Annotated in this window: 7 protein-coding genes; 4 read left to right on the top strand and 3 right to left on the bottom strand. The window is 60.1% G+C overall.

The genetic code is table 11. From position 1 onward, the window contains the following. Window positions 1–98: 98 nt before the first annotated feature. The 3 genes from BD293_RS00700 (at window position 99) to BD293_RS00690 (ending at window position 7,905) form a co-directional block, all read left to right on the top strand. Window positions 99–2,831 carry a VWD domain-containing protein gene (locus BD293_RS00700; RefSeq protein WP_142079358.1) on the top strand — a complete coding sequence of 911 codons (2,733 nt, stop codon included), beginning with the start codon at window positions 99–101 and terminating at the stop codon, window positions 2,829–2,831. A 156-nt stretch (window positions 2,832–2,987) separates the two neighbouring features. After that, the gene (locus BD293_RS00695) at window positions 2,988–7,028 is read left to right on the top strand and encodes an Ig-like domain-containing protein (RefSeq protein ID WP_142079357.1); all 4,041 of its coding nucleotides are present in this window, start codon (window positions 2,988–2,990) and stop codon (window positions 7,026–7,028) included. Between the two features lie 34 nt (window positions 7,029–7,062). Continuing rightward, window positions 7,063–7,905: a SapC family protein gene (locus BD293_RS00690; RefSeq protein ID WP_170207021.1), complete on the top strand. Its 843-nt coding sequence runs from the start codon at window positions 7,063–7,065 to the stop codon at window positions 7,903–7,905. Between the two features lie 29 nt (window positions 7,906–7,934). Here BD293_RS00690 and BD293_RS22585 read toward each other — a convergent pair whose 3' ends face one another. Continuing rightward, complete coding sequence (locus BD293_RS22585) at window positions 7,935–9,962, bottom strand: dockerin type I domain-containing protein (RefSeq protein ID WP_170207020.1); 2,028 nt, start codon at window positions 9,960–9,962, stop codon at window positions 7,935–7,937. A 151-nt stretch (window positions 9,963–10,113) separates the two neighbouring features. Beyond that, window positions 10,114–12,789, bottom strand: coding sequence for a dockerin type I domain-containing protein (locus tag BD293_RS00680; protein WP_142079355.1), 2,676 nt, complete (start codon window positions 12,787–12,789; stop codon window positions 10,114–10,116). Between the two features lie 272 nt (window positions 12,790–13,061). Between BD293_RS00680 and BD293_RS00675 the strand changes: the two genes are divergently transcribed. Continuing rightward, window positions 13,062–14,036: a hypothetical protein gene (locus BD293_RS00675; RefSeq protein ID WP_142079354.1), complete on the top strand. Its 975-nt coding sequence runs from the start codon at window positions 13,062–13,064 to the stop codon at window positions 14,034–14,036. A gap of 318 nt (window positions 14,037–14,354) precedes the next feature. On the opposite strand, the gene BD293_RS00670 is transcribed toward BD293_RS00675, so the two are convergent. Further along, on the bottom strand, window positions 14,355–16,868 hold the full coding sequence (locus tag BD293_RS00670) for a spermidine synthase (RefSeq protein WP_142079353.1): 2,514 nt from the start codon (window positions 16,866–16,868) through the stop codon (window positions 14,355–14,357). Between the last annotated feature and the right edge of the window lie 40 nt (window positions 16,869–16,908).

Raw genomic sequence — 16,908 nt, 5'->3', positions numbered from 1 at the left:
CAATATCTTGCGTCATAAATAACCAAAGAAACTAAATTCAATTTCCCCCAGATAATTTTCGCTACGGGGTCACTTTTCAATAGAGGATCATCTGGCTTATGACCACAATAACTTTGAACGAGAATTTTGAAGAGCTGTTGAGCGGGTTGAGCGACACCCGCCTGCCGGATTTCACACTGGACTATATGGCCCTGTTCGACAATTTCTCTCTGCGGAGTGACCTTATCGTCGAAGACCCGACGCTCAGTTCTTCAAGTCTAACAGTGGTCCTGCGCAGCCTCGATGACACAGACCCGTTCAACTACACATTCCGTGTCTCAGGCAGCGGCGCTGCATTCTCCGGCACGCTGGACGATTTGGAAGCCGCCATTGAAGAAGGCACCGCGAATGGCACCCTGACCCAGATCAGCGTCGATTACGGGGCCCTGAGGATTGCCGATTTCGACATTGCGCCGGAAAGTCTGACCTTCACCAGCGGTGCGCAGAGTCTGGAACTGACCGGCGGCTTTCCCGTCACACTGTCGCAACTCATCACTCTGGCGGATATCATTGGTGGTGATGCCGAAGGGTCGCTGGATGAATACGGCTTTACCGGCTTTACGCTGCGCGACGGGGATGATGTGTTGGTCTCGCTACAGACCGGCGACAACCTGACGCTCAATATCGACGGCTACACACTGACGCTGACAGGCGCCGATATCAGTGTTGAACAACTGTTCGAGTTCTTCAACCCGCCCCGTGAACAGATCGTACCGGTGCTGCGTCTGTTTGACAGTAACGGGGACGAGGTTGCGGGGCTGCCTTATTCCTTTAGCGATGATGAACCGAACATGGTTCGGGTCGCCTTCCAGAACCTTCCATCCGGAACATATTATGCAGCCATCAGCGCTGATTCGACCCAGTTCGCGGATTGGCAGACCCAGACCGGAGTTTACCAGCTTACAAGCAATTATTTCGGGGAAGTCGGTGATGTTAATCAGTGGACATTCGAAAACGCGGGCGATGCGCCAGCCAACACGACAACGCCCTATATCCTGAACTCCGGTGCCAGTTTCTTCGGCGCGGTTGACACGGTTGGCGATGTTGACTGGATCAGGATCGAATTTCCAGAATGGAACTCCACCTACACGCAGAACAATGCTGACTTTTCCGAGGTAGTCACTTTCAGCAACCCACTTGTCCTGCAAGCCTTTGGCACAGGCCAGGGCGAACCGATGCTAAGCGATCTGGCCGGATTTTCATTCGAAACCCTTGTGATCACGGCACCGGGGGGCGAGGAAATCCTGCGGGCTGATGGTGTGGAAAGCTTTGAGGATTTCCTGCGCGAACTGGACCTGTTGCTCACCCCGTTTGAATTCCCGTCGCTGGCAGATCTGGAACTCGCCTTTGCCACTGGCGATCCGCATTTGCTGACGCATGACGGACTGGGCTATGATTTCCACGCAGCAGGTGAATATGTGCTGGTGCGCGCGACGGATGGCAGTGATTTCGAAGTGCAGGCGCGCATGTCGCCCGCAGGCGAAAACGTGACTGCCAATATCGCGGCTGCGGTGCAACTGGACGGCGGCAAGGTGATGATCAACGCGCACGGCACTGTTGCGGTTAGGGTCAATGGCGCTGCGCAGGAAGTTGCCGACCAGAGTATGGTATTCGTGGGCCATGACCGCATTTACCGCGATGGCGACACTTATATTCTGGTCCATACACGCGATGGCAGCATGGATACCGGCTATTCGGCGGTCGTTGTCACACTGGTGGGCACGCGGGTTGATATCGGCGTGGCGCTCAATAGGTTCTGGGAGGAGAAGGTTGAAGGGTTGCTCGGCAATTTCGATGGCAACCCGGACAATGATCTGGTGCTGGCCGATGGCACACCTCTGACCCGCGAGCCGGGACTGGTCTTTGGCGATGATCCAGAGAATGACATCTGGGGCGTTTATGGCCAGTTCCGCGAGGACTGGCGCGTCACCGAAGAGACAACACTGTTCAGCTATGCCGCTGGCGAGGGACCAGGCAGCTTCTACCTGCCCGATTACCCGACACGGATGATCACGCTGGATGATTTCGATGAAGTTGACCGCAGCGCCGCCGAACAGCAAGCAGCGGATGCCGGCCTGACCCAGGGGACATTCGCCTTCAACAATGCCGTGCTGGACCTGCTTCTGACCGGCGACGAGAGCTATCTGGAAAGCGCAAAAATCGTCAATACCGCCATAGAGGAACGCATAAGCAATGACCCCAATGCTAACGTGTCCGTACCCGAAGTGACGGGCGGCGCGTTGCAAGACCTGCTGACTGTTGCGGGCCAGTTGCAATCGAGCAACGGCGAGGAACTGACTGGGGCCACAGTCACTTTCCGGCCTGCGGGCAGCGCTGTCAATCTGACCAGACTGACCCATGGCGGCAACGCATTCGAATTTGAAATGGGCCAGAATGCGTCGGGCCATCTTGACGCGAGCCGCGCTTACGACAAGGCGATCGACCCAAGGATTACAGCAATGGACGCGCTGGATGTGCTGCGCATAGCTGTTGGCCTTGCACCATCCTTCGGAGAGGCGACGGCCCAGAACTTCATTGCGGCAGATATCAACGGCGACGGCAGGGTCACAGCGCAGGACGCCTTGGAAGTGCTGCGCGCGGCAGTCGGGCTCAACTCGGAATTTGCGCCGCGCTGGGTGTTCTTTGACGCCGATACCAATTTTGATGACCTTGGACTGTCGCGGAGCAACACCACAGTCGAAACCGGCGTCAGCCTTGCAAACCTGACCGAGAACACGTCTGGCGTCGATATGCAGGGCATCTTGTTGGGGAACATGGAGGCGGTTATCTGATCGCCCCGTAGCCACAGGCAGAGTCCTTCAGGACACAGCCTTCGGCAAAATGGGAATGGCACGCTATCAGGTCTTTTACAGCCGCGTGCTCTGTGCCAGTATCAACCCTAGATAGTTTTCACGATTTTAAAAAAACATATAGATATGAGGGTTCACATGAATGAACACAGCCCGGTTTTGACCACCAGTTTGCGCGCAGATATGGACCCTGCCACACGGCGGGCCTATGTCCAGAAATGGATTGCCAGAAATCAGCGCCGCGTGTCCGCCGGGCTGGGTGCCACAGTCCTGACATTGCCGCTTCTGGCACAGGCCCAAAGCGCCGAAGGGCTGGTCAATGTTCTGGATATCGCAGGTGTCCGCTCGGTTGCACTGAATGCTGATGGCAGCGCGCAGCTTACGCTTGGAAATGGCCAGCAGGTGCAGGTCGCTGCGTCCTCTGTGCAACTGGCTGCGGATGGGTCGGTGATGATCAGCGCGGCGGCAGCGGAACTTGTGGCCGAAGTGGTTGCCGGAACTGCGGTATCCGGTGCGGCTGGTGCCGGTGGCGGAATCGGCGGCGCGGGCATCGCAGCGGCGGTTGGGGGGCTTGGCCTTGCAGCCGCAGCCGCAGGGGGCGGCGGCGGCTCTTCCGCCAATGACAGCGCGCCCGCGATTCCAGTGCTGAATGCAAGCGCGATAACCCCGACAAGCCTGCAAAATGTCACGGCAGTCTTTGGATCGTTGCCGGAACTGGGGCCAGAGGACAGTCTTTTCCTCAAGATTGGTGACGGTGATGAGGTTAAAGTCACCATCGGCGAGGATGGGTCGCTCAACTTCCCAAGCGCAATTGACCTTGCCCAGTTTCAAGGCCAGCAGACGCTCAGCTACCGGGTGGAGCGCACCAGCACAGTCGAGGGCGAAGATGACGAGGGCAATCCGACATCCGATACCGTGACCGAAGATGTCGCCTCGGGCAGCGCAGTGGTCTTTATTGACACAATCGCCCCCGAAATCACGATCACCACCCCAATCGCTGGTGACGACGTCATCAATGCTGCCGAAAAAGGCGAAGGCATTGTGATCGAGGGCACCGCCGAAGGGGCAGAGAATGGCCAGATTGTCACGCTGACCCTGAACGGCACCGAATTCACCGCCACTGTGACGGACGCGGCTTGGTCCGTGCCCATCACTGCGGCTGACCTCACTGCGCTGGGGCTGGTTAGCGGCGTTCCCGTTGAGATTACAGCAAATGTTGCGGATGCCGCGGGCAATCCGGCAAAGCAAGACGAAGCTACAGTGGGGACGGATTTCATCGCTGAGATTCGCATCGACCCTGTCGTGATTGAAACGCTGAACACATTTATCGGCGTCACAGTGAAAGGTGACACCACAGGTGTTGAAGCCGACCGACCCATCACGGTCACCTTCAACGGGCAGAACATTCCCGGTGTTGTCGTCCAAGCGGACGGAAGCTGGTCCGCCAATGTGCCCGCATCTGTAATCAAAGCGCTTGACGACGGGGCCGACATTACAATCAGCGCCAGTGTTTCGGACCGAGCAAACAACTCTGATACCAGCGCCACCACAGTCACCACCGATTTCTCGACACCGCCAGTAGCGATTACCAGCCCTGCAACGGGGGGCTTCATCAATGAAGAAGCGGCGGGCCAGCAGCTGGTGGTTGAGGGCGTGTCCCTGCCGGGTGCGGATGTAACCGTCACGCTGACAGGTGGCGCCACAAGGGACATTCAGGCGGATGATGAAGGCCGTTGGGAAACCAGCTTTGACCCCGAAGACCTGCCTGAAAATGAGGGTGATTTCATCATCAGCGCGACCAGCTTGATCGACGGGGTTCCGGTTCCTGTCCCGGCACAGGACGTGACGCTGACCAAGGACACCATAGCCCCGGATGCGCCTGACCTTGAGCTGGCGCAAGACACGGGCACGGTGGCCGGTGAAACCAGCAATGGTCAGGTCAATATCACCAATCTGGAAGATGGTGCCTCGGCAGAATACTCTGTTGACGGGGGTGCAAACTGGACACCGGTTGAAGGGGCCAGCTTCACGCTGACGGGTGATGGCGTAAAATCTGTTACTGTGCGCCAGACCGACCTTGCGAATAACCAATCCGACCCTTCCGCCGCGCTGGAATTCAAGCTCGATACCGCCCCGCCCGAAGTCACCGTGACCAGCCTTGCAGGCATCGCGCCAGATGGCACCCTGACAGCCAATGAATTGTACGATGACAGCGGCGAACCTCTGGCCACAGTCGTATTGACCGGCACGGCCACAGGCGCAGTTGATGGCGCGCCTGTAACTGTGCTTATCGATGGTACAGCGCTTGTACTTAATCCGGCCCCGACAGTGACGGACGAGGTGTGGAGTGTTGATATTCCTGTAACGGAGCTGGCAGGTCTGGAAACAATCGAGGTGCGCACAGTCGATGGCGCTGGAAACGAAGGCACGGGCGCGGCAGGCTTCATCAACGCTGTCGTCATACCTTCAATAACGATCACAAACCCTACCAAAGGGTTCGTGATCGGGCTGGATGAATTCGAGAATGGATTTACCATTTCCGGTACAACAACTGATGTGCCTGATGGTCAAAATGTCACAATCACCTTCGTGGACAAAAATGATGCCGAAAATAGGTTCACAGACAGTGCCCAAGTCGAGAATGGGGTGTGGTCACTTAATATCGAGCCAAGTGATGTTCAGAGGGCGTCTGACCAGACAGACTGGGAATTAACCGTAAGTGTCAGCGATGGCAGCTTTCCAGTTCCGGCGACAGCCGAAATTTCCGTCAGCTCAAATTTCCCACCCGAGATCACGTTTAATCCTCTAGGCGAAGATGGCGCGCTGATTCTCGCGGATATCGCAGAGAGTGGCGAGATCACCCTGTCGGGCACGACTCGTGGGGTTCAGAAAAATCAGGAAGTCACATTGTTTGTCGGGAATGGTGATGACATAAAGAACCAGCTTTTTGGCAACCCCGAGCAAAACCCAACCGTAGACGAAAACGGTGACTGGACGGTGACATTCACACCGAACATAAGTGGGTTCGTCGCTGGCCAAGAAATCGTGTTCAGCGCAGAAGTTACCAACGCATCTGACCGCAAGGCAGAAGTCAGCGAAACTGTGGTGACGTATCAAGCGTCAAATCTTACTGTGTTCAATACAGGCCAGACTGGAAATACTCTAGACTTCGCAGTTGATGTCAATCTGGACGAAATCGGCGGAAGAATTTTCCAAGCGTCTTTTGATGTTTTTGTTGATCCTTCATTAGGCTCCATTGTGTCCGTGCCGATAGAAGACATTGAAATCGCCGGCGCTTTGAACCCTTTTCGCAACGCCGGCTCGCATCCAGATTTCGTCATTGGAGACAGGGTGGAAAACAACATTGAAGCAGGTCTTATAAACGTGCTTTTGTTTAACCTCTCGACACTGACTGATCTTCGAGAGATTCCACTGTACACGTTTCAGTTTGAGATCAATGATGGCGCGAATGGTGTTGTCGAAGTGCGAATCCCGAACACCGTACCCGCAGGCGCAACATTCGATGCGAGCGCGCTAGCCGAGAGAATGGTGATTAATGCAGACAGCGCGGAATTTGAGCGCGAAATCGGTCCATTGGTCAGCTACACAGGTACGAATGGTAACGACGAGATTGTTGCTGCCAATGTTGACACGGTGATCCGTGGGCGCGATGGCGATGATCAGATCGACGTTTCTGCACCCGGTGTGAACACGATCATCTTTGAGGGCGGGTCCGTTGCGAACGGGTTTGACACGATCACCGGCTTTACCCTTGAGGGGGCCTTGGCGGACCGGTTTGCGTTTGCCTTCGACATGTTTGATCAAGACCTTCTACGTGGCGATGGCACCGATTTCCAAGTTTCGAATAGCGATGGCGAGGCACTGGGGGATAATGTCGGGCTTTTGGTCTTTACCACAGCGGTCACGAACCTTGACGATAACAGCGAAATCGCGGCCATAGTGCAGAATGCCTTGAGCGGATGGGAAAACAATGATGCGTTGTACTTGTTGATCGGAGATGGTGAGAATGCACGCCTGACAAGCATCGGCTTTGATGGCAGCGATGTAAGTGTGACTGCAGAAAATTCGGCAAAGACTTATGCCGAATTTAAAGGTATCGGCGATCTGTCCGGCTTCTCGTCCGCCAATATCATTGGCTTCGAGCAGTATAACACTTGATAGCCGTGCGTTTCATATCACCCGGCTCGGCGCGATGAGCGCCGGGCCGAACCTGATCCCCGTCAGCCCCGAGCGCCACGGCACCCGGCGCTGGCGGCGGTTTTCTACTTATGCCTTCGTGCAGGCGCATCCCGTCGTGCCCATTGTGCTGGGCGAGCATGAACAGATTGCCGCCTGCCTGCCGCTTCTGTTCACCGCCAGCGCCACCGGCCCCTTGCCGGTTGCGCTGACCCGGCTGGGCAAGCAGACAGCGCTGGTGGCGCAGAATGGTGTTTGGCGCGGGTCTTATGTGCCCTCGATCCTGCGGGTGCATCCGTTCCATGCCCGTGCCACCCAAGGCGAGCAGTTTGCGTTTATGGTGGATGAAGACAGCGGCCTTGTCACCGATGACCCGCAGGATGTGGCGTTCTTCACGCCGGATGGGGCGCTTAGCCCTGAACTGGCGCATGTGGTCGATTTCTTTCGCAACCGTGTCCATGCTGAAGCGCAAACGCGCAGCGCTATGGCGGCCATCACCCGCGCGGGCTTGCTGACCCCGTTTGCACCGCCCGAAGGTATGGAGGTTCCCAGCACCGCGCTGATGCAGGTGGACGCCGGTGCTTTGGCCGATCTGGGGCGCGTTGCACTGGCGGATCTGCACCGCGCGGGGGCCTTGGCGCTGGTCTATTCGGCACTGGTGGCGCAGCACCATCTGAGCTTTCTCGCCCATGCCGAAGCCCTGCCCCTGCGCGCGCCCCCCAAAGCCGCAGCATCGCCGACCGCAGATTCTGAACTTTCGGGCTTTTTCGACGCGCTGGCCAGCGCACATGCGCAAGAACCTGCACTGGCAGACTGGGTCACCCCCGCACCGCGTAAACCGTCTGACACCAATCACTAAGCGGACCAGCGCCAATTGGGCAAGCGCGCTCAGGTCGGCAGGCTCATATATCCTAGCAAAACGCCAGTCATGGCCAAATCGCCGCCCTCCCATGCCGGATCAAGGGCCAGCCCTTGGGGCAGCACTGTGTTGCTGGTGCTTAGTGCCAAGCTGTTCCATTCCGTATCCGCATCGAAAAATACCCAGCGCGGCGGATGGTCTGTCCGAAGCCCGACTGCCGCGCGCAAGACGTCGAGCGCATCAAGTGCCGTAACCCTCCCGTCACCGTTGATATCGGCGGCAATGAAATTCTGAGCCGTCGCGGGACCAAATGACGGGTTCAGCCCAACGGCCAGTCGTAGCACATCCAACGCGTCGCGCGCTGTGGCATTCGGGTCACCTGTGGCGGGTGCCCAAGGGCGGGTGGCATCAAGTCGGGCAAGGGGAAGATCAGGCAGTCCCGCCACCCCTGCGCCATTTGCCAAAATTTGCAACCTCTCCCCCGTTTCCAGCGTGAAGGTGACCAGCGCATCGGCCAAGGGCCGCCCGGACATATCGCGCAAGGCCACGCGTCCATCGCCGGTCGGAATTGGATCTGGCGGCGTGGGGTCGGGTTCGGGGTCAGCGGGCGGCGGCTGTGGTGCCGGGGCGGGGTCGGGATCGGGCTGTGGTTCAGGGTCGGGCGCAGGTTCGGGGGCGGCGGCGTATAATTCGGAATGGCTTAGAACCATGACCCGGTCAGGCCCTTCCAGCCCATGTGGAAAGATGTCGTCTGCACCCAGCGCCTGACCTGATTTTGAGAACAGATGCACTTCATGGCCGCGATACGCGATCCGCGTCCCGCCAGTTCCGGGCGTGATTTCCAGTTGGCTGACATGGCGCAGCATTGGCCACACGGACAAGTCCAGCCGGTCCAGTCCGGGGGTGAAATCGGTGATGGTGATTGCATCGGGTTGCGACCGGATAACAAACAGATTGCGCCCACCGCCCCCGGTGAGGGTCGTCACGCCGGGGCGCGCGATGATAATGTCATCCTCAGCGCCCCCCTGCCCGTCATTGACCAGCCCGCCCAAGCCCGTCACTGACAGGGTCAACAGGCTGATGCCCGGATCGCGCCCTGATGTGGCGGCGACAATCAGGCGGTCGCCGTGCACAACCGTTTGCAACGTGGCGACATTGTGCAATCCCGTGAGGGCTGTGTCGAAATAGGTGTCCATCCAGATCAGCCACCCTTCGGGCGTCAGTGCAAACAGCGACACGCCATGATCGGCCCCGCCCACAAGCACCAGATCAAGCGGGCCGCGCTGTGCCTGCACTTGCACCCCGCTGATGGCCTGCACCCGATAGAAGGCCGTACTGGCCGTGTCGGTGACATGCTCGACCGGTACGAAGCCCTGCGCGCCCGCGCGCAGCACCGACAGCGAAGACCCCCCTGCACCTGCGACGACCGCGCGCGCGCCATAGCCCGCATCTGCAAATGCCACCAATCCGGTGGGTGCCGCCATCCCCATGCTGCCGCCTGCCTGTTGCACCCCGCCTGCACCTGGCAACACATGCAGCGCATTCTCGAAACTGCTGACCAGCAGCAACGCCCCGTCTTCTGTTCTGGCCACGCCGCGCGTCCCGGTCCAGACGGTGCTGTTGGCAAAGCCGTCTGGCACTGTGTCCTGCATCAGCGCCCAGAGGTGCACGAACCCGTCATGGCCCGCTGCAATTTCCTGTTTCACGCGCTCGAACCCGACCTGCCTGCGCACACCAAATGTGCCATCAGGGTTGATCACATGCCCCCAGAATGCCGTGCCGCCCACCCCGAAGAAGGCAATCATCTCGCCTTGTAACTCGGCCAGCACCAGATGATCCCGCGCGGCATTCAGCCCGTTTGCGTCAAACCCGACTGTATCTTGCAAGATCAGCGTGCCCGCCGCAGACACGCGCCACGCGCTCATGCCACCATGACGCCCGGAGCTGGCCAACAGCAACGGCCCGCCGGGCGCATCTTGCCAGATCGTCATCGCACCCAAAGAGGTATCGAACGTGTCGATACCCGTCTGGACACGGCCCTGCCCATGCAGCCGCATTCCACCCCACCTTTATAGTCACCCAAGACCAAGGCTGAGGGGATGGCGCGGCGCGGGGCAGGACAGGAATGCGGCGAAACAGCGTCCTTTGTCGCGGATTTTCGCTAAATCCGGCGGATCGGGCGCATGTCAGACAGGGCGGTCAACGGGCTTAGGCGACGCTCTCCATATAGCCCAGCAAGATACCCGTCATGACAAGCGGTTGATCTGAAGTCAGGGTTGAAATGTCGATCCCCGGATCGACATGCACAGAACTGCGGTTCAGCGCCATAGCTTCAAAATCTGTCTCGGCATCGAAGAAGACCCATCTTGGCGCGTTCTCTGTCTGCAATCCGACAGCGGCGCGCAGCACGTCCAGTGCGTCCTGTGCTGTGACCCTGCCATCGCCGTTGATATCTGCCGCGATGAAGTTCTGGGCCTTGGCCGTGCCAAAAGACGGCTGCAACCCGACAGCCATCCGCAACACATCCAGCGCATCCAGTGCGGTGATCCTCGGGTCGGTTCCGGGTTGGTGGTCGCGCGTGACATACAGCGCCCCATTTGCATCTTCGGGCAGGGCAAAGCTGACAGAACCGGTTGCATCGACCCCTTCAGGGCCAATCGCATCCCCTTGAGAGCCGAGGGAGATGCGGGCCATTGTGCCTGCCAGCAGCGGATTGCCCTCGATATCATGCAAGGTCAGGTCAAGCTGGTTGGGGGCCGGGTCCGGCGCTGGCGCGGGGTCTGGTGCTGTGAAATCCGTCTCGAAACTTGCGCCAGCGCTGGCGGTGTTGCCAGAGACGGTCACAGCGGCGTTCAGCGTTAGGGTGGCCCCATCGGGTAGCGCAGCCAGATCCTCTGACGCAATGGTCACTTGCCAGTGTCCGTTACTGACAAGGCCGGAATAGGACTGACCATTCAGCGAAACCGTGACCACAACATCGTCGGGTACATTCTGCGCACTGCCCGACAGGACAAGCCCTGCGTCGCGGATTTCAGGCACCAACGCCCCGTCGAAGGGCAGATCAAATGCCAAATGGGGGGCGGTAAAATTCAACTGGGCACCAAACGGCGCGAAGCTGCCCTCGACCCGGTTGCCTGCCTGATCCGTGATCGCAAGCCCCAGAACATAGTCCTGCCCATGGATCAGGGTTGCCAGAGTGCTGCCCGGAAAGCTGACAGTCCAACTGCCATCGGACTGGATCGCGCCATCATGCCGGACCCCGTTCAGGGTAAAGCTGATCGTGCCGCCTGTGGCAGTCGTCGTCCCTGTCGCAACCAGCCCGGCCATCAGATCATCCGTGCCGATCACCCCGCCAAACGGATAAGAGGTGAAACTTCCAAACTCCGGAGAGGTGAACAGCGTGCGAAACCCAAAATCCGCCGCGATGGGGCCAGCGGCGGTCTGGGCTGTGGCGGTGATCTGATAGTCAGTGTTATTGGCGAGTGCATCCAGATCACCGGGGGTATAGCCGCTTTCGGTCTGTCGGCCCGACCGTATGGTGACAGACCACTGCCCCGACTCAGATCGCGCCTCGTAGCTTTTGCCATTCAGGGTGACGATCACCGGTGTGCCATTCGGCAGGTCTTGGGTGCTGCCCGCCACCACAAGATCGCGCCGTTGGTCCTGCGCCCCCATAAATGCCCCGATCGCAGGGTCATCCAATGTGATCTGCCCATTTGCGACGGCACCCAGCAGGCTGCCATCGCTGGCAAACAGCCCATCGGCAAACAGTAGCCGCTGAATATTGCTGAGTGTGTTGACCCCGTCGCCAAGCGCGCTGCCGCGCAGGTCGGAGACTGTGATCGTGCCTGCATCAACCGTTATGGTATAATCGCCAAATGCGCCGGTAAATTGCGCCGTATTCACCCCGCCTGCCCCGTCGAGCGCGTTATCGCCGCGCCCGACCAGCAGCAGGTTATCAAGACTATTGCCCGTCAATGCCAGATTGCCAGCACCCAACAAGCCACCCTCGGCCACGCCCTCCAGCAAGGTCAGGTTGCCAGAGGCCAGAATGCGGCTGCCGCCCAAGATGTCGAGTTTCACATTGCTGGCACTCAGGTCCACCGCTGCGCGCAAGGTCTGTCCCTGCCAGCCAATCACCACCTCGACCGGATCATTCTGCACGCCCAAATTCAGCGCATATCCCCCCGCCTGCGCACTGGTTGCGCTCATGCCCAGTGCTGTAATCGTCACATCGCCCCGGCCCTCGCCCAGCGAATAGAACCCGTCACCGTCGTCATCTGCATAGGCCACCCCTGTCAGAAAACGGTCGGACAGGTCTTCGCGGCCAAATTTATTGGTGATGACCGAGGCATTGAACACCACCCCGCCAGAGGTGTAGTCATCCGCCACCACCTGCGCGATCCCCGCTTGCATATAGTCGCCATTCAGCAGGTTTGGCCTGTGCGTGATGGAATAGAACAACCCCTGATGATGCCCGATGCCCGACGGCCCCCATAACACAGCCTGATCAGCCGAAAACGCCGCTGTGGTTGCCCCAAAAGACAGGTTTTCCCCCACAAACCGCGTGCCATAGCCCGCATCTTCGGCACGATCCGCGGGGGTGGTGCCGTCCAGCCAGTGATGGCCCGCATTTGGCCCGCTCATTTGGACAAGGCCGTCAAGATACGCCTGAGAATGCACGCCCGCGGCCGCTGAAAGGGCGTCATTTGCGGCCAACGGCTGACGCACCCCACCGGCAAGCGTCTGCGCGGGGGACTGGCCGGTGGTTTGGGTCGGGTCAGGGTCGTTCAGCCCGATGCCAAAACGCTCAGCCTCGCCCAACGGGTTCAGACGGGCACGGTTCAGTTGTTCCAGAAAGAACTGCTCTTGGGCGCTCAGCATGGGTAAATCACTTTCGTTCAAACAGTTTCGACCATAAATGCCACAACCTTAACGTATCTGGCGGGCGCGAGACAACACTGATGGCACTGCGGCCATGCCTTGCCGGTTTGCGATGACGATGGAGCAGGGCAGATCGTGGCCAGAACCGCGTGCCCAGCTATAGCGCACGCGCCACCTAATTCTTGACAAAAACAATCATCTTTGTCAGAGGAAGCAGCAGCACCGCCAGCCGCGCGCCAGCAAGCCTTACCCTTTGAAACAGGAGCTTGCCCATGCGCAAATCAACCGCCCTCATCACCGCCATCGGTCTTTCGGTATTTGGCCTGTCTGCCACGGCGGACACGCTGGAAGACTGGCAATTATCGCATGGCGGGTTCGTCACCGCTTCGGATGTGCGCCCGCATAACGGCCTACCGCAAGACCGCGCCGATATCTTGTCCGCCCTGTCGACAGACAGCCCTGACTGGGCGCGCGCACTGACAGTTTATACGTGGGGCGCGAATTTCCCTTGGCGCGACATGACCCATTCTCTGGGCCGGTTCGCCGACAATTACAACGGGGCCATGCCTGCTGTGCTGCCCCATTCTGTCGCCCATTGGGACGACGCGTCCTTTGCGGTCGGGCCTGTCTATTCGGCACTTGCAGGCACTGGCGCATTCTACCAGCTTCCCGCTGCCGCACGCATTGCCTTTGTCGACGGGGCAACGCTGGCCACGATTGTGAACTGGACACGGTTCGAGTTGGCAATGTCGGAACGCAAAGCCCTTGCCGCAGAGCCGAACTGGGCATTGACCAATGGCAGCCCCAAGAACTGGAACGAGATATTCGCCTTCCATTGGGGGCCAGAGGGGCAGCATTCGGTCTATCAAGCACTGGAAGCGGTATCCGGCGGCGCGGAGGTGAATGCCGCCCTCTATACGGCGCTTGCCGAAGGTCAGCCGCATTTGCTGGAAGAACGCTGGGCCGAGGATGACGCCGCGCGCGTAGACGCCCTGCTGCATGAAGGTGCGTTGCGCCTGTTCCACGCAGCCCTGGCCGCGGCAGAGGGTGCGAATGACGATGACGCCCGCACCCGCGCCGTGCTGCACGCGCGCGGATTGTGGCTTGCGGCGGCAGCGGCCATGCTGGCCCTCGCCCCATCCGAGGTGGACACGGTTGAGACAGCCCTTGACGGCAGCGGCGACCCTGCCCTGCTGCCCTTTGCGTCGGAAGCCGTAGCAGAGGCCTTGGCGCAGCTGGGCAGCTAACACCCGCAACCTGCCGGTGCTGGTCGCTTGCATTTCCTCCTGCGCGATATCGCTGTCGTCGCGCAGGGGGCGTGTTGGTTATGGCCTCTTGCAAACCGTGCGCATGCGCGGAGTCAAGGGCGTCAGCCCGCCGCGCATCGCCGGGCCGCATCCACGGCACGGCGATTTGGCTGCCACGCGCGCAAAGCTATAATCGCATGCGGATTTGGCCAGAATAAACCACTTAGCAGAACGCAAGGATCGCCATACCGCGGCCCGACGCTACACGGCATTGCGCATAAATTCGCATGCCGGACTTCAAGCCCGCTTATCCTCAGTTCAGTTGGTCGCATCCCCAAAGGCCATGCCACCGGTTGCGACCTGTCCCGCAGGGCTGTCGGGATTGCGGGCGTGGGGCGGGGTCAGGGCGATGAAATCCTGCCACAGCGCGCCTGCACGCAGATCATTGCGCGCCCGCAACCCCCGCCATTCGGCATACACCGCCCCCGCGCGCGGCAGATCGCGCTGCGCGTCATCCAACTGGGCCAGATGTGGGTCATCTTGCGGTGGCAGGGACGCAAACAGATCGGCATAAAGCTGGTCCCGCGCCTGCCCTGTCAGCCAGTTTGCGCGCCCGGCAATCACCGCGCGATGGGTGCGCGGGGCAAGGTATTCGATCAGCGGCCAGTCATCGGTGTTTATCGGCGCGTCGGCAAACAACCCCGATGCCGCATTGCCCGCATAGAATTTCAGCGCGCGGTCGATCAGCACCGCGTCAGGCGCGTCACTGCCGGTCATCGCGCGCCACTGCGCGGCCAGTGTGGCAGGGTCCAGCGGTGCCGCTTCGTTCCGTCCCACCAGCGCCAGAATGGACCGTTCCGGGTAAAGGTCGCCGCGCCACAGCGTCACTTCGGGAAAAGCCTGTGCCATTGTGTTGGCGATGATCTCGAACTCGCGCCGCGACACCTGATACAGCGGCATCCATTGCACATAGGCCCCGCCGGGGTTCAGGCGGCTGGCCGCAAGTGCATAATGCTCGACCGTATAGACATTGCCCACGCCTGCGCGCCACGGCGTGAACAGATCGGCAATGATCATGTCATAAGTTGCCGTCGCGCGGGCAAGGCATTGGCGGCCATCTTCAGGGTGAATGGTCACGCGCGGGTCCGTGAACAGCCCGTTCACATAGGGGCCGAACCAGTCGCGCGCGAAATCAATCACATCGGGCAGCAATTCACACACGGTGACGCGGTCGGGGTTGGCGAACAGCCCGGCACCTGCGGAAATGCCCGTGCCCATGCCCAGAAAAAACACCTCGCGCGGATCGGGATGGGTCAGCAGCGGGATCATGGTCTGGTTGCGTTCGGGCACCAACGCGCCCGATCCGCCCAACGTGTAGAAATTATTGACGCGGATGAATTTTGCCTCGCCCCGCTCCACCACGGCGACATGGGCCGATGGCCCCTCTCGAAAGGCCAGAAATTCCTCGCCCGCGTTCAGCCGCGTGGCTTGCAGGCCGGGCTGGCCTGCAAGCAGGATCACCGCACCCGCCAATGCTGCAAACCGTGTGAGCCGCGCGCCCCAGCCGTCACTGGGCTGCCACAGCACCAGCACCAGCACCGCGTAAATCGCCCCCATCAGCCACAGCCCCTTCCACGCGCCGACCAGTGGCAGGACCCCGAAACCGCCCGCCAGCGCGCCCAGAATAGCCCCTGTGGTGTTGACCGCGATCAGCCGCCCCAGCACCGCCCCCGGCGCTGTGTCACCTTCCATCAGGCGCAGCAGATAAGGCAGCACCGCGCCCAGAATCGTGCCGGGGATCAGCATGGTCAGGACGGCGACACGCCCCACCTCCCAGACATAGCCTGCGAAATCGGCCCGCCCGCCCAAATAGCCCAGCCCACCGGTCAGGTGGTGAAACAGATGCGGCGTGGCGGCAATCACTGCGCAAGAGGCCAGCAAAAGGCCGGTCAGCACCACTTCGGGCCGCAGCGCCATGCGACCCAGCACATTCGCCAACGCAGCCCCCAGTGACAACGCGGCAAGAAATACCGTCAGCACCAGCGCATAAGTATAGACCGAGTTTTGCAGCACTTGCGCAAAGGCGCGGGTCCAGATCACCTCGACCGCCAAGGTCGCAAAGCCAGAGGCAAAGGCGATCACCCAAAGCCGCGCGGGGATGGGCGCGCGGGCGGATTTCTCTGCCGAAACCATCGGCAGCGCACGGCGCGCGATCATCACCGCCGCCAGCCCCACAAACAGATCAAACCCTACGGCCAGCAGATAGGCCCCCGAAAACCCCAGCCACATGGGCAGGAAAAACCCCGCTGCCAGCGCCCCCATCGCCCCGCCTGCCGTGTTGAGCGCATAGAGCGCCGATCCCATACGCCCCAAACTGTCGCGTGCACGGATCACATGCTGGCCCATCAGGGGCAGCGTCCCGCCCATCAGAATGGCCGAGGGCAACAGGATCGTCGCCGCCACGCTTGCTTTCAGCGCCGTTTCCAGCAGCGGCACCCCGCCCACCATGGCGTACAGCGCGGGGTAGAGGGTGAAATACGTGTCCGACACCAGAAAATGCCCCAGTGCCGTAGCAGCCACCCCGATTTCCACCAGACCGAAGACGCGCAAGGGCCGTGCCAGCCGCCCCGCAACCCGCCCGAACAGCCAGCCGCCCAACGCGATGCCGGTAAAGAAAATCGCAATCGTCAGCGCCGCTGCCTGCGCGGTAGAGCCGAACAGCAACCCCAATTCGCGCACCCAAAGCACCTGATAAATCAGCGCCGCCGCCCCTGACAGGGTGAACAGCGCGCCAAGCGTGGCAATGTGACGAGTGGAATGGAATTGGGTCATGATGCGTTCGCTATAATATCAGTTTCACGGCGACAAGATG

It is taken from the genome of Roseinatronobacter monicus, assembly GCF_006716865.1.
In the GTDB taxonomy this organism is placed as follows: domain Bacteria; phylum Pseudomonadota; class Alphaproteobacteria; order Rhodobacterales; family Rhodobacteraceae; genus Roseinatronobacter; species Roseinatronobacter monicus.
This window is presented reverse-complemented; position numbering and strand designations above follow the sequence as displayed.

Bases quoted from the DNA above. Each gene is read 5' to 3' on its own strand.
- BD293_RS00680 (WP_142079355.1), bottom strand. From the start codon at position 12,789: ATGCTGAGCGCCCAAGAGCAGTTCTTTCTGGAACAACTGAACCGTGCC.
- BD293_RS00675 (WP_142079354.1), top strand. From the start codon at position 13,062: ATGCGCAAATCAACCGCCCTCATCACCGCCATCGGTCTTTCGGTATTT.
- BD293_RS00670 (WP_142079353.1), bottom strand. From the start codon at position 16,868: ATGACCCAATTCCATTCCACTCGTCACATTGCCACGCTTGGCGCGCTG.
- BD293_RS00690 (WP_170207021.1), top strand. From the start codon at position 7,063: ATGAGCGCCGGGCCGAACCTGATCCCCGTCAGCCCCGAGCGCCACGGC.
- BD293_RS22585 (WP_170207020.1), bottom strand. From the start codon at position 9,962: ATGCGGCTGCATGGGCAGGGCCGTGTCCAGACGGGTATCGACACGTTC.
- BD293_RS00695 (WP_142079357.1), top strand. From the start codon at position 2,988: ATGAATGAACACAGCCCGGTTTTGACCACCAGTTTGCGCGCAGATATG.
- BD293_RS00700 (WP_142079358.1), top strand. From the start codon at position 99: ATGACCACAATAACTTTGAACGAGAATTTTGAAGAGCTGTTGAGCGGG.